Origin of the sequence: uncultured Photobacterium sp., from assembly GCF_947039875.1 — a bacterium.
In the GTDB taxonomy this organism is placed as follows: domain Bacteria; phylum Pseudomonadota; class Gammaproteobacteria; order Enterobacterales; family Vibrionaceae; genus Photobacterium.
The window spans coordinates 42,404-55,497 of sequence record NZ_CAMRAN010000007.1 but is presented as its reverse complement, the minus strand read 5'-3'; the positions used below and the strand labels follow the sequence as shown (position 1 = coordinate 55,497).

General features: G+C 34.7%; 13 protein-coding genes. 10 read left to right on the top strand and 3 right to left on the bottom strand.

Going from position 1 to position 13,094, the window contains the following annotated elements:
• The first annotated feature begins 58 nt into the window (after positions 1 to 58).
• The 3 genes from Q0V26_RS04215 to Q0V26_RS04205 all read left to right on the top strand — a co-directional run bounded on the left by Q0V26_RS04215 (position 59) and on the right by Q0V26_RS04205 (position 2,783).
• Positions 59 to 736 (top strand): NAD-dependent epimerase/dehydratase family protein, encoded by a 678-nt coding sequence (locus tag Q0V26_RS04215; protein ID WP_297478363.1) that lies wholly within the window; start codon positions 59 to 61, stop codon positions 734 to 736.
• 76 nt (positions 737 to 812) lie between these two features.
• A complete protein-coding gene (dusC, locus tag Q0V26_RS04210) occupies positions 813 to 1,769 on the top strand; it encodes a tRNA dihydrouridine(16) synthase DusC (RefSeq protein WP_080157969.1) in 957 nt (318 codons plus the stop codon).
• Between the two features lie 147 nt (positions 1,770 to 1,916).
• Positions 1,917 to 2,783 carry a neutral zinc metallopeptidase gene (locus Q0V26_RS04205; RefSeq protein ID WP_297478359.1) on the top strand — a complete coding sequence of 289 codons (867 nt, stop codon included), beginning with the start codon at positions 1,917 to 1,919 and terminating at the stop codon, positions 2,781 to 2,783.
• A gap of 89 nt (positions 2,784 to 2,872) precedes the next feature.
• On the opposite strand, the gene Q0V26_RS04200 is transcribed toward Q0V26_RS04205, so the two are convergent.
• Complete coding sequence (locus Q0V26_RS04200) at positions 2,873 to 3,316, bottom strand: YcgN family cysteine cluster protein (protein WP_297478357.1); 444 nt, start codon at positions 3,314 to 3,316, stop codon at positions 2,873 to 2,875.
• A 585-nt stretch (positions 3,317 to 3,901) separates the two neighbouring features.
• On the opposite strand from Q0V26_RS04200, the gene Q0V26_RS04195 reads away from it, so the two are divergent.
• The 5 genes from Q0V26_RS04195 to Q0V26_RS04175 all read left to right on the top strand — a co-directional run bounded on the left by Q0V26_RS04195 (position 3,902) and on the right by Q0V26_RS04175 (position 9,866).
• Positions 3,902 to 5,146 (top strand): site-specific integrase, encoded by a 1,245-nt coding sequence (locus tag Q0V26_RS04195; RefSeq protein ID WP_297478355.1) that lies wholly within the window; start codon positions 3,902 to 3,904, stop codon positions 5,144 to 5,146.
• Complete coding sequence (locus tag Q0V26_RS04190; RefSeq protein WP_297478354.1) at positions 5,143 to 6,903, top strand: hypothetical protein; 1,761 nt, start codon at positions 5,143 to 5,145, stop codon at positions 6,901 to 6,903. The genes Q0V26_RS04195 and Q0V26_RS04190 overlap by 4 nt, the downstream gene beginning before the upstream one ends.
• On the top strand, positions 6,891 to 9,011 hold the full coding sequence (locus tag Q0V26_RS04185) for a hypothetical protein (RefSeq protein WP_297478352.1): 2,121 nt from the start codon (positions 6,891 to 6,893) through the stop codon (positions 9,009 to 9,011). The genes Q0V26_RS04190 and Q0V26_RS04185 overlap by 13 nt, the downstream gene beginning before the upstream one ends.
• Positions 9,008 to 9,490 carry a hypothetical protein gene (locus tag Q0V26_RS04180; protein ID WP_297478350.1) on the top strand — a complete coding sequence of 161 codons (483 nt, stop codon included), beginning with the start codon at positions 9,008 to 9,010 and terminating at the stop codon, positions 9,488 to 9,490. The genes Q0V26_RS04185 and Q0V26_RS04180 overlap by 4 nt, the downstream gene beginning before the upstream one ends.
• A gap of 79 nt (positions 9,491 to 9,569) precedes the next feature.
• Entirely contained in the window at positions 9,570 to 9,866 is a 297-nt protein-coding gene (locus Q0V26_RS04175; protein ID WP_297478348.1) for a YkgJ family cysteine cluster protein, read from the top strand.
• Between the two features lie 52 nt (positions 9,867 to 9,918).
• Here the strand turns inward: Q0V26_RS04175 and Q0V26_RS04170 are convergent, their stop codons facing one another.
• Positions 9,919 to 10,143, bottom strand: coding sequence for a helix-turn-helix transcriptional regulator (locus tag Q0V26_RS04170; protein ID WP_297478346.1), 225 nt, complete (start codon positions 10,141 to 10,143; stop codon positions 9,919 to 9,921).
• A gap of 94 nt (positions 10,144 to 10,237) precedes the next feature.
• Here Q0V26_RS04170 and Q0V26_RS04165 point away from each other — a divergent pair, with 94 nt between their 5' ends.
• Both Q0V26_RS04165 and Q0V26_RS04160 read left to right on the top strand, forming a co-directional pair.
• Positions 10,238 to 10,786 (top strand): hypothetical protein, encoded by a 549-nt coding sequence (locus Q0V26_RS04165; RefSeq protein WP_297478344.1) that lies wholly within the window; start codon positions 10,238 to 10,240, stop codon positions 10,784 to 10,786.
• A complete protein-coding gene (locus Q0V26_RS04160; RefSeq protein ID WP_297478342.1) occupies positions 10,780 to 12,162 on the top strand; it encodes a DEAD/DEAH box helicase family protein in 1,383 nt (460 codons plus the stop codon). Before Q0V26_RS04165 ends, Q0V26_RS04160 begins: the two co-directional genes overlap by 7 nt.
• Positions 12,163 to 12,277: 115 nt before the next feature.
• On the opposite strand, the gene Q0V26_RS04155 is transcribed toward Q0V26_RS04160, so the two are convergent.
• Positions 12,278 to 12,967: a hypothetical protein gene (locus Q0V26_RS04155; RefSeq protein WP_297478340.1), complete on the bottom strand. Its 690-nt coding sequence runs from the start codon at positions 12,965 to 12,967 to the stop codon at positions 12,278 to 12,280.
• Positions 12,968 to 13,094 lie beyond the last annotated feature (127 nt).

Below are 13,094 nucleotides of genomic sequence, written 5' to 3'. Positions count from 1 at the left end.
CAAATTAAATAAAAATACGTTATTTATAGCCCTCGACTTATATATGATGGATACACTTATGTCACCCCGTTCACTGAATGCGATTATTGCTGGAGCCAGCGGCTTAGTCGGTACTGAGCTATTACATCAATTACTCGACCACTCACGTTTTGATCATATCTACGCCTTAGCTCGTCGCCCATTACCTTTCCATAGTAAGAAATTACATCAAATTATAGACAGTCAATTACGTATTATTGCTTGGGAGAATGATCAACCCGTACCTGAATATGGTTTTATCTGTTTAGGAACAACCAAAAAAAAGGCGGGCACAAAACAAGAGCTTGAAGCGATTGATGTTGATTTAGTTAAAAATGTCGCTATTACGATGAAAAATTTGGGTGTAAAGCATCTTTTCGTGGTATCCAGCTTAGGCGCCTCTAAATACTCACCTTCTCATTATTTACGCTGTAAAGGGAAGATGGAACAAGCATTAACCACTTTAGCATTTGAACATTGTGTCTTTGTTCGTCCAGGCCCACTTAAAGGCGAACGAAATCAACCCCGCCAAGATGAATTAGTTATTCAACGTATTTTTGATGTTATTCATCCATTAATGGTTGGCCCACTGCAACACTACCTACCTATTCCTGCCGAAGATGTCGCAACCAGTATACTAAAACTGGCCATCACATGTGATAAGCACCAATTACGACCAACCACAATTATTTCAGGCTATCATCTGCAATCAAAGTAAAAACAAAGATGACAAATTAGCCAACTCGCACTAGACTCTTGCCCCTTAGCTATTTACCAGTAGAGCAAACACCCCTATGCGAGTTATTTTAGGCCCGATGGAAGGCGTATTAGATCATCTAATGCGTGAGATGCTAACCGAGATTAATGACTATGATCTTTGCGTAACTGAATTTGTACGTATCATTGATAGCCTACAACCCAATAGTGTTTTCTATCGTTTATGTCCTGAATTACATCAAGGCGGTAAAACACGCTCAGGTACACCGGTTCGCGTTCAACTATTAGGTCAAGATCCACAATGGATGGCTGAAAATGCTCACCGTGCGTGTAACCTTGGTTCTGCTGGCATCGATATTAACTTTGGTTGCCCAGCCAAAGCAGTAAATAAAAGCCGTGGTGGTGCGGTATTACTAAAAGAGCCGGAGTTAATCTATCAGATAGTAAAAGCCACCCGTGCCGCGGTTAATCCAACCAAACCTGTAACCGCGAAGGTACGTTTAGGTTGGGACGATCCGCAACAATGCTTTGAGATTGCCGACGCTATTGCGCAGGCTGGCGCTGATGAAATGGTTATTCATGCTCGAACAAAAGATGATGGTTATAAAGCAGACACCATCAAATGGGATTACATTCGTCAACTTCGTCAGCATGTTACATTACCGATTATTGCCAATGGCGAAGTCTGGAGCCATGCTGATGGTCAGGCATGTTTAGCCGCAACCCATACTGATGCATTAATGGTTTGTCGTGGCGCATTAAACTTACCCAATTTAGGTAATGTGGTTAAATATAACCAAGCCCCGATGACATGGGAACAAGTGTTAGCCTTATTATTAACCTACTCGCAATTTGAAATCAAAGGCGATAAAGGCCTATATTACCCTAACCGTGTTAAACAATGGTTTGCTTATTTACGTCATCAATATCCACAAGCGAAATTATTATTTACTGATATTCGTTGTCTCAATAAAGCAGCGCCAATTATTGAACGATTAGAACTTGCACAACAACAATTGTCGCTAACCGCTTAAAAAACATATTTAATCATATAGTTAGATATATTCACGACTATCATTCACTGGCTCATCAATATATTCTTGTTAAGAAAAATACCACTAACATATATTTTTTGAGCCATTATTTAATCAGCGACTCCCCATAAAAGTAAAGGATTGATAATGCGTTGGAAGAATTCTCGCCAAAGCTCAAACATTGAAGATCGACGTGGCGATAGCCCAGCTCAAGCTGGTGTACCAGCGGCGGGGTTATTGCGTTTAGTTCCCTTACTGATGCGCAGTAAAATAGGTCGAATCATTTTAGTCATTGGCGGCTTATTGTTTGCTTTTCAATATTTCACTGGTGGCGGTTCCTCTCTTGGTCTACAACAATCTCACACGCCAAAGAAAGCCGCGCTAGAATCAAATGATGAGAATAAGCAATTTGTCGCCGCTATTCTTGGCACCACTGAAAGTGTTTGGAACAAGCAACTATCGGGGAAATATCAACCACCGACACTAGTGCTGTATAACAATGTTACGCGCACAGGCTGTGGCACAGGTTCAGCACAAACGGGTCCATTTTATTGCCCTGCAGATCAAAAGATCTACCTTGATCTTGGCTTTATTAAAGAACTCAAAAAATTAGGCGCACCTGGTGATTTTGCCTTTGCTTATGTTATTGCTCATGAAGTCGGTCACCATGTTCAAAAGTTACTTGGTACGAGTGATAAAGTGCATCAACTACAACAGCGAAGCGATAAAGTCACCGCCAATAAACTCAGTGTAAAATTAGAGCTTCAAGCTGACTGCTACGCTGGTGTTTGGGGTCACTATGTCAATCAACAAGGTATGCTTGATGCGGGTGATATAGAAGAAGGGATCAATGCAGCCAGTGCTGTTGGCGATGATCGGTTACAAGAGTTAGCCGGGCAAGCCGTACAACCCGATGCATTTACGCACGGCAGTTCGCAACAGCGTATTTCATGGTTTAAAAAAGGTTTTAAATCAGGCGATCCAAAAGTCTGTAATACTTTTGCTCGTCCATAATTAGCACTTAGAGTGTAATCAAATTAAAAATGCCCTCGAAACGGTCAGTGACGAGGGCATTTTTATTAAATCAACAAACAATTAGCGGCTTATTCACTAATACGATTAGGATGGTTTAAAATGTGGTCTTCCCAATCAATTACGTCAATTTCATACACAATTTTATTACGTACCGATTCATCCGCAGTATGCATTGCATCTTTAGAACCCGTGATTAATGGATGCCATTCAGGTAACGGTTTACCTTCAGCTAGCAAGCGATAAGCACATGTTTCAGGTAGCCATACAAACTCATCAATACGCTCACGAGTTAATTTAAGACACTCTTCACCAGACTCAAATCGATTAGCATAATCTTTACATGAACACGTTTGATTATCGAGCAGACTACACGCGACATTAGTGTAATAAATATCATCGGTATCATCATCAATTAACTTATGTAGACAACATTTACCGCAGCCATCACAAAGTGATTCCCACTCTTGATCTGTCATTGTCGCTAAGTCTTTCTGTTGCCAAAAATGGGTCATGATACTTACACCAGTATTGTTATTTGTGTCGTTCAATACGCCACAATAATGAATGAGCTTATCAAAAAATAAAGCAGGCGGTTTTTATAGCGATCAATACGGTAAACTGCAAATTAAAAATACCTATTAATCACCAATACAGACAGAAATAATAGCTATTATCATTTAGAGTAGGAATAAATTACCGATATGTAAATAATCGAGATCGATAAAATCATCAAGTTATTTGGCTTTTTGGAGTAACAATGGTAATTTGCGCAACCAATGTGTAAAGCAGAAAGAGAAAAATATGATGGAATGTCGTTTAGGTTGTGGAGCTACCCTTAAATTTACCAGTTAGAAATTTCACCCTTGATTTACAACTTAGAAATCAAAGATAAATGATTAACCTCTCTGTTCATCCCACTCATTTTTAACTAACAACTACAACCTTCCATCATTAATAACTTATTTATTGCTCCAAGTTTGATTGTTTGCATCCCTCCAACCATACTCTTATTTACACTTACCTAAACAACCACTTAATACTACACCTTTATTGTATGAAATTGATTAACTCAAAGATTATCACTGAAGGAATTAATAATGCTGTTGGAAATTATCTACACACAGTTAAGAGTTGGTGAGATAGAGACAATCTTCCACCCTTCTAATGGAGCTGTAGAGTTCAAATCGCCATATAGAACAATTAAGGTACCTGTATTGGTTGGTCCTGTTAAAAATGACCTCGCAGACCTCATCCACATTTATTTAATCGGTAAAGCAAGCAATGGCGCAAAGGATCTTTCATCAACAGCAAAAGCTTTCAAAACTTGGTGTCTTTGGCTAAATGAACATGATATCGAACCATTCAAGCCATGTTTTGAAAAACAGAGAACCCCAACCTATGGATTTCGCTACGAATTAATGACTCGAATCCAAAATCAAGAAATAGCCGCCTCTACTGCTAGTCAATACATAAACACAATCAAAAGCTTTTATGAGTTTTTAGAAGCAAAGAAATACGTGAAACCCGGTGTATTTTTTCAGCATGAGGTCTGTATTATTGATGGTAAAAGACCTATTCAATCAACAGATTTAAGACTCAAAACACCACGAAAACACAGCTCTTCATTGAACCCTCTTGATCTTACAGAGCAAATTAATATTCAAATCGCATCAGCTAAAGCGATTAGTATTGAATATCAATTAATTTTAAAACTAATGCTTAATTGTGGTTTAAGAATAAAGGAAGCCGTGACAATAAACACGATGCTATTCAATGAAGAAACATTGCTCAATTCAGAAGGAGCCTTAATCAAGGGATTAGTAATATCACCTAATACAGGTGTAGCTACTAAATTCGGAATAAAACGAGAATTATTCATTACTTCAAGCCTCTACGAGCAGATTTTAGATTACATAGATACTGATACCTATAAAAAAAGACAAAAAATTCTATATAGCGTACACAGTAATGAATTTAAAAATATTGACAAAGGATATGCGCCTATCTTCATCACCCAGGCAGGTAACCCATTTAAACCTGAAACCTTTTACGGTGGTTGGACAAAAATAAAGAAGCAGTACCAAAAAGAACATGATCATTCATTCCCACATCATCCTCATGATTGTCGAGCAACCTTTGGCACCAATTTTCTAAATTCAGCACTAAAAGTAACTAACGGCGATCATTCTGTAGCACTAAGACAAACTAAAGACGTATTAGGCCATGCTAATGTAAGCACAACTTTAAAATACATTCGATATCTAGAACGGAAATCAATCAATCAAGCCGTAGCTGAGGTAATGGATCAGCTAGTAATAGAAGCATTTAAGGATGACTTATGAATAGGTACTGGCAATCTGATTTCATGGTTCCCTACAAAGACACTGGAACTATTAACATACAATACCTAGACTTAAATCCTTATGCAATCAAGGGGTATATTGCATATGTTGGCAAAACGCTTCCACGAAGATCAAAAGAAGACTATTACAACCAATATGCAGGGACACATATTGATAGAGAACTACTTATTCTTGCCACATCTATTAGAGATTATTTAACTACTTACGCTATTGGTGGAAGACTTACAATAGCTAGAAGTCTTCACTTTTTTTTATGGTTTCAAGCAACTAATCATTTCGAAATAGGCTCAGATGATGGCGTTGCAGAATATTGTAATATTCTGCATTCAGAGATTAGAAAAAAATCAAAATCTGTTTGTACCGTTATGGGGCTACTATCAACGGTTAATTGTTTCTTAAGATTTTGTGGAAAACTTGAAAGACCTATAAATCATTCTTTTGGCCCTAAAAAAAGCGCTTTAAATTCCTCATCTCAACCTCTAAGAAAATCTGAATTAATATTAACCATTCAATTATTATTGAAAACGTATAATGGATTACGTAACCACATAGAAGAACAAATAAATTTAGCTGAATGTAGTAATAACTCTACCCACATTTTAGCACCAATGGAAAAAATTTGGCTACATGGAAGGATATCGATCAGGATCAAAAAACAAAAGATAAACTACAAATTTATCACTTGTCGTTTAATTCGAGATTTTATGTGGGTATCTTATTATCTCTTCATTTTTTACACATGGGGCAATAAAGAACAAGTTCTCAATCTTAAGCCTTCTGAAATTACCTTTGATGAAGATAGTAACACTGATTCAAATTTTAAATTTAAAGGGCGAGCTTTCACTTTTGTTAGACTTGGGATTGGAAAAAGTTTAATTGACAGTGATAGAGCAGGTTATAAATGGCTACAGAACTTTATCAATCTTCGAACTAAGTTAGTCAAGGTTTATCAAAAAAAGAACTACACATTCGAGACGAACAAGCTCTTCTTTAATATCAACAAAGAGAAAAAAATCACTCCATTAATCATTAAAACATCATTATTTAGAAATGGCTTACTCTTTAGAGAACTAGTAGAACAAGGCTATAAAGTTCCAGAGTTTAACGGTCCTAAATTACGTAAAAGTGCAGAGCAATACGCAGATAGTATACTTAAGAATCCATTAATTATAACGGAAAAAGCACAACATACTTGGGGGACCTATCAGAAAAACTATGCCAAAGGTAATAAATTTGAGGCGTTAGCTAATGTATCAAAAATGCTAAATACCTTGATTGATGGTGGTGTTTCCTCTATGACATTCTCGAATCGTCAACAAGCTGCAAAAAATTTAAATATTACCCTAGTAAAAGACATCACTAACGACACACCATTACTTCCTAATGGATTTGGCTGTAAAAGATCTGCCCCCACAACACAAGAAGAAATTATATATATTCGTCAACAAAATAGCTTTGGTAGAAAGCCAAAAGCCTGTGCCGATTTACTATCTTGTGTTACATGCGATAAATGTGCTGTTATTGAGAATGAACAAGCTATCTATAAACTAATTTCATTTAGAGAAATGATAACTCTAAATAAAGTTACTTATATCGGTTCTAAAGTTGCTGTAGAAAAATATAATGAACTAATTAAAAAATTAGATTTAAGACTCGCTTTAGTTGACCCAAAAATAGTTGCTAGAGCAAATAAAAAAATGATTAATGAAGGTATTTCATCCATATGGATAATTTAGCTAAAATAAATATTAATAACGCATTATATAAATTTGGTGGATACAAAACAACACACCAAAAAGACTATCATAAGCTTCCATCTGAACAACTTCTTTATGATGCACTAAATCAAAATAAGATAACTTTGATAGATAATCTAATAATAATTCCATCAAGTAATATTAAAGAATCGATTTTGTTCAGCGCTGATTATTGGTCAAATAAAATGATTACCTACAGTGGCGAAACAGTTAGAGCAGTAAATTTTAAAGGGCTTAACGACCAACTTAAATTTGAGGTAAAAATACTGGGTGTATGCATACTATGGTTATTCAACAAAAACAGTAAGTTACCAAGCTTAATTCGTAATATAGAGAATATAGTAAAAATTGCTCGCACATGCCAATCATTGGGAATTAAATCGATTTATGATCTAAATAGAGCTCCAATATTAGAAAAATTCAGAGCTGAATTTGAAAAATCAGATATTAGATCAGCCGCAACAATACGTAACTATTATATGTCACTAAATAGTGCGACTAATATTAATCACACAAAGCTGGCTGAGCTTGGTTTTGAATTAAGGATTGGTCTTAGTGACCTTTTACCTGAACGAAAATCTAACCAAGTTTACTGCATGCCATTTGATATATTGGCAAGTATATGGAAATCATTTATGGATTATTTTGATAATATTTCTATAGATATAAATTCTCTTCGAAGAATAGCATTAATCAACAAGGAATTTATAAACAAATCAAATATTAAAATATTAATTCGACATTCAAAAACAAATAGAATCTGTGAGAAATTCGAGTCTTATTGTATATTTCACGAATCAGATCTTGAATATATTTATAACCTAGGGGCACCTTTTCGTGACAATATCATAGTAAAACGTTCAGATAAAGATATAGAACATTTACGTCAAAGAGATAACTTTATCAATTCAGAGAACAAGCAAGTAAATATCATTCGAGAATATGCAAAATATAGAATTAATAAGCTCGAATGGACAAATTATTATAACACCATTGTAATTACTGCTCGTGCAGCTATTCAATCAATGACTGGAATGCGTATATCTGAGGCCAAAACTATTACGTTTGGTTCATTAATTGAAGAAGATAACTATGTAGGTGTTAAAGCTATTCTATCTAAATTTGCAAGCGAAAATGGTGAAGATCAGGACTGGGCAGCAGCCCCTTACATTGTAAAAATATTTAACAAGATAACAATGATTGCAGAAGCTTTCTTTGATATACCAAAAGAGGAATTAAATAATTATCCTATTTGCTTAAATGCAAAAAAATTTGCCGCTTCAGGTAAACTAGAAATAATGCTTCATCAAAGGCAATCAGAATTCTTTGCTAATTGGTCAAAGACTCATAATATTTTAATTAGTAAAGAAAATTTAAAGGACTTTTATAGTCTGAATCCAAATATCGAAAATCCCAAAGCGATAGAATCAGAAATATTTGAAGACGCGTTTTGGCCAATCAAAACACACCAATTCAGACGTAGTATTGCAGTTCATTCAAGACGTCTTGGATTGATAGAAATGAGTGATCTAAGCTGGCAATACAAACACCTAACTCGGACAATGACAGAATGGTACGGGATAGGAGGAATTGAGAACTCTATTCATAATAAGGCAATACCTGAAGCAATGGCTAAGGAGCTTGCAGAAATAGATATAAAGATTGCCGCGACTAATGCTATCAAGTTTCAAGAAGGTTCCAACTTATACGGTAAAGGCGGTCAATTGCTAGCGTCTCAGAAAGGTAAACACGACTTAGAGAAAGTCTACCCTTCACTTAAAAAAGCAATAACAATGGCAAGACGCAATAAATCTAAGCTAATGTCCTTAGGTAATGGTTTATTTTGCTTAAATGGTCAAAATTGTAGTATGGCAACAATAGTACAATCAGCTAAATGTAACCCTAATTGTGAGAACTTGGTTGCTGATAAAGACTCAATTCCTATTTGGATAAAACGGTATAACCACTATAAACAACAATTAAATACTGCCTTAGATAGCAAACAATCAGACGCAACTTGCGACTATTTCAGATTAGAAATGGATTATTATAAAGATGCCCTTGAATATTATGGAGTTATATTATGATCTCTAGAATTGAAAAAACTGTTTTATTAGTCGAAAAGGCATTAAAAGAGTTAATTGCAGAGGGTAGGAAAGTTAACCAATACGCCATAGAAAAACGGGCAGGCCTGTCCAACGGCGCCTTAAATTATAATACTAAGGCTTACCATAAGTTGAAAGATAAAATTCGCATAATCAAAGAGGAAGCAGAACCAAAAAAAAAGAATGCTCGTCAAACTGCTTTTGATAAAGAAAATCTAGCAAACGCACTACGGCTCAAAGAAAAATACTATAAACAAAAAAATCTTTATCGTGAAAAATTAAGATATTCTGAAGCCAGACGCCTAGAGCTTCAGTTCCAACTCTTTCACATACAACAATATATTATGCACTTAGAAGAAAAAGGATACACTGAACTAAATGTGGTTAGCTTTAACATAAATAAGGAAAAAAAAATAACTTATAAAACAAACAGAACATTCAGTTCATATCAAAGAACATAGCCTAACAATGACAGACGTATTATAATGTTCGGTCTTAATTAATATTCGTATAAATCATAAATGAATAGAGTCGTTAAAAATGGCTAATGCTAAAATAAATATTACAGACTGGTCTCCATGCATATCTGTCAGCTATAAAAAAGGCTGTGGTGCCTGTTGTATTGCACCATCAATTACATCATCAATTCCAGGTATGCCAAATGGCAAACCAGCAGGTGTTCGTTGTATTCAGCTAAATGATAACAATTTATGTAAACTATTCGGCTTACCTGAACGCCCCGAGGTTTGCCATAAGTTTACAAATGATGATTGGATTTGTGGTTCAGGGCCTGATCTTGCCTTGAAAACCTTAACTGAATTAGAAGCTCTTACATAATAAGCACCTAAATATATTAATCTCCCTTATCTAATCTTCATGTTTTTTCAATTTAAGCAGAATCTCTATTCTTGGGTAAAAGATCCCTTACATCACACTCAAGCGCATCTGCAAGCTGATAAGCTTTTTCTAGTGTGATGTTTACCTCTCCACGCTCAATTCTTCCAATATAACTTCTGTCTATATCTGCTTGTAGAGCTAATTGATCTTGAGCAACTCTTTTTTCTTTACGTTTCCCGCGCAAATTAGCACCAAACCGTTTTGCTAAGTCTTTCATTTTAAAAAGCTCTTAAAATCAAAGACTATCTCCTCTTGATGCATTTATTACCACGGACTATAATCCGCAAAAGTTCAGAGAAATTAGATACAAAATGAATTCAAAAGTAAAAATTAATCAAGACATCTTTAATGCATTGGAACAAATCGATTTTGATACATTCAGTGTTATTAAAATAAGAGACATAATTCAAACATCATCTAATCAATATAAAAACAACAACGTAGCTAGACTCTTCGTTGCACGAAAACTTGAGTACCTTGAAACCATAGGGGCATTAAAAAGCTCAGGTTCAGGAAGATCCAAACGCTATTTAAAAACACAAAATTTCTACACCATAAATTTCGAGAAAGTAAAAAAACGCGAACATCAACAATGTAGCCCTAATATATTGAAAGAAGAATCTTCATTAACAGCACAACAACTTGAAAAAGAAAGAAAAGATATTGAAACAGAATTAACTGTCATACTAGTAGAATTAGATGAATATAAGCGGTTAATGAACCGTTCAAAAACACTACAGACAATACTTCAACCGACTTATAAAAATACAACACAAAAATCTGCAACTTTAATGGCACAATTGAATGTTTGGACAAACGCGATATCGCTTTTAAAAAAACATGAGAGGGTTTCATGTTAAGAGCATGGCAAGAGACTTGTATATCTAAAGCGCTCTCAAATTACAGATTAGGAAAAAAACACTTTCTTGCACAAGCTACACCTGGTGCAGGAAAAACATTGATGGCAGCTCATTTAGCAAAGCAGCTATTAAAACGATCTAAAATCGACTTTGTTGTTTGCATTTCACCATCCAAAATCACTTCATCCAATATCCAAAATACCTTCGAGAAAGTTTTAAGTTGCCCAGTCGATGGAAGTTTTGGATCGCTCGGTCAATCAATTACCTACCAATCACTAACACATTTAAATGAGAATTTTTGGGCAAAATTGGCAAAGTATAAAGTCCTTTGTGTGTTCGACGAGATTCACCATTGTGGTGGGGATAACGAACATAACAGTAATAGTTGGGGATATCAGCTTCTTTACAATGTACAGCAAGTATCTACTTATACGCTTGCTCTAACTGGTACTCCTTGGCGCTCGGATAACACACCTATCGCTCTAGTCTCCTATTCTAATCCTAAAGGAAAAATAATATGTGACTATCAGTACACTTTATATCAAGCAGTTAAAGATCGCGTATGTCGTAGCCCCAAAATAACTTTAGTTGACTGTAAGCAATCAACATTAAATGTAGAAGGAAAAAAAGAAGTCTATCCTTCTATTCATAGACTTATCAAAGATGGAGAAGTCAGTTATTCCGCTATATTAGAGAATAAAAAGGCCATTCATCACCTATTACAACAAGCCATCGAAAAACTAGAAAACATTCGAAATATAAATCCTAGCGCGGGAGGTCTCATTGTTGCCTCGTCTGTTAATCATGCACGTTTATTAGCGAAAATACTCGAAGTTGAATTTAAACAGACTACTTCTATTGTTACTTATCAAGATAATTTTGCTCAAAACCGAATAGATAAATTTAAGAAGAGTAATACACAATGGATAGTAAGTGTCGGTATGATTAGTGAGGGGGCGGATATTCCACGACTACAAGTATGTTGCCATCTAACCAATATAAAAACCGAATTATATTTTCGTCAAGTATTAGGTCGAATTCTACGAACAACCAAAGATAAAAACCAAGAAGCTTGGCTCTATACATTTGCCGAGCCTAATTTAATAAAGTTTTCAGAAGAAATAGAAAATGATATACCAGATAGTTGCATGCATTTAAAAGATACCACAGAAATACTTATACCCCACAGCAATAATAAAACAACTTTATCATCAAATGTAATAACTAATGGCAAGACTACATCTTCACAGAGTGAGTTCTTATGGCAAAACGAAACAAAAATAAACAGCACAGCTAAATTAATAGAATCGTACCACCAAGATTTGGTTTTAAGCCAATTTAAACAAAGAGTTATTGAGGCCTTTCGCTATTCGTAACTTAACATTAACAATTGGAATTTAATTTTAAAGTTTTTACGAACAATAATCCTTTAATAATTAAGGATATGTGTTTCAAGACTAACTCATATCCTTATATGTTTCTGTTATTTCTTTAACGTAAGATTATTACGTTTGCACCAACTTTAGACTTGATATTTTTCACAAGTTCATTATGTTCCCTATTTGTTTTACGCAAAACAAACTTTTTCTTTTCGAAAGCAACAAGCTTTTTATCCCTTCTAGAGAACATAGAGATAACACCTACAAATGTAATATTAACTCCATTTAGATGACCATCATTTAAATAAAAAGCAGTATGCCAACAATTATTTAAGCAATTTATTTGATTATGATTTATATAATCAATATCAGGAGATTTATCGATGAAGTGTACCAATATTGGAAAACCAATTCCTTGAAGCCTAATAGTTGAACTAAGAATACTACTGACACTCGCAAAAGCATCCTTTGTATAGCAAACTAAATTTGAAATTTGAGCAAGATTAGTTAGCTTGAAAGCTAACAAATATTGATTTTCTCCATGTTTCGTCTTAGAAACATTAAACGCTCTCTTTGCTGAAGAAAGATCTCTGACTACATCATGATTAAATAACTCAAAAGATGGAAAAAAATTAACTTGACCTTTAGCATCTAAACCATAAATTTTGCAATCATTTTCTTTTCCGATAGATAAAATAGACTTTAACGCACTTTCATTAGTCCAATGGTAAAGATAAAGTTCATTATTTGTTGCGGATGCAATATAAGTATTTGTGCCTATTATATTTGTAAGACTGTACATTTTATCCCTTTTTACATTGCAAAAATTGCACTTAATCGAATTGTAATACATGACCTTCATCAATGAAGTCGGTGAAAATGGAATATCATTCTAATTATTTTAGCCATAACAAAGAACTAGCTTAATA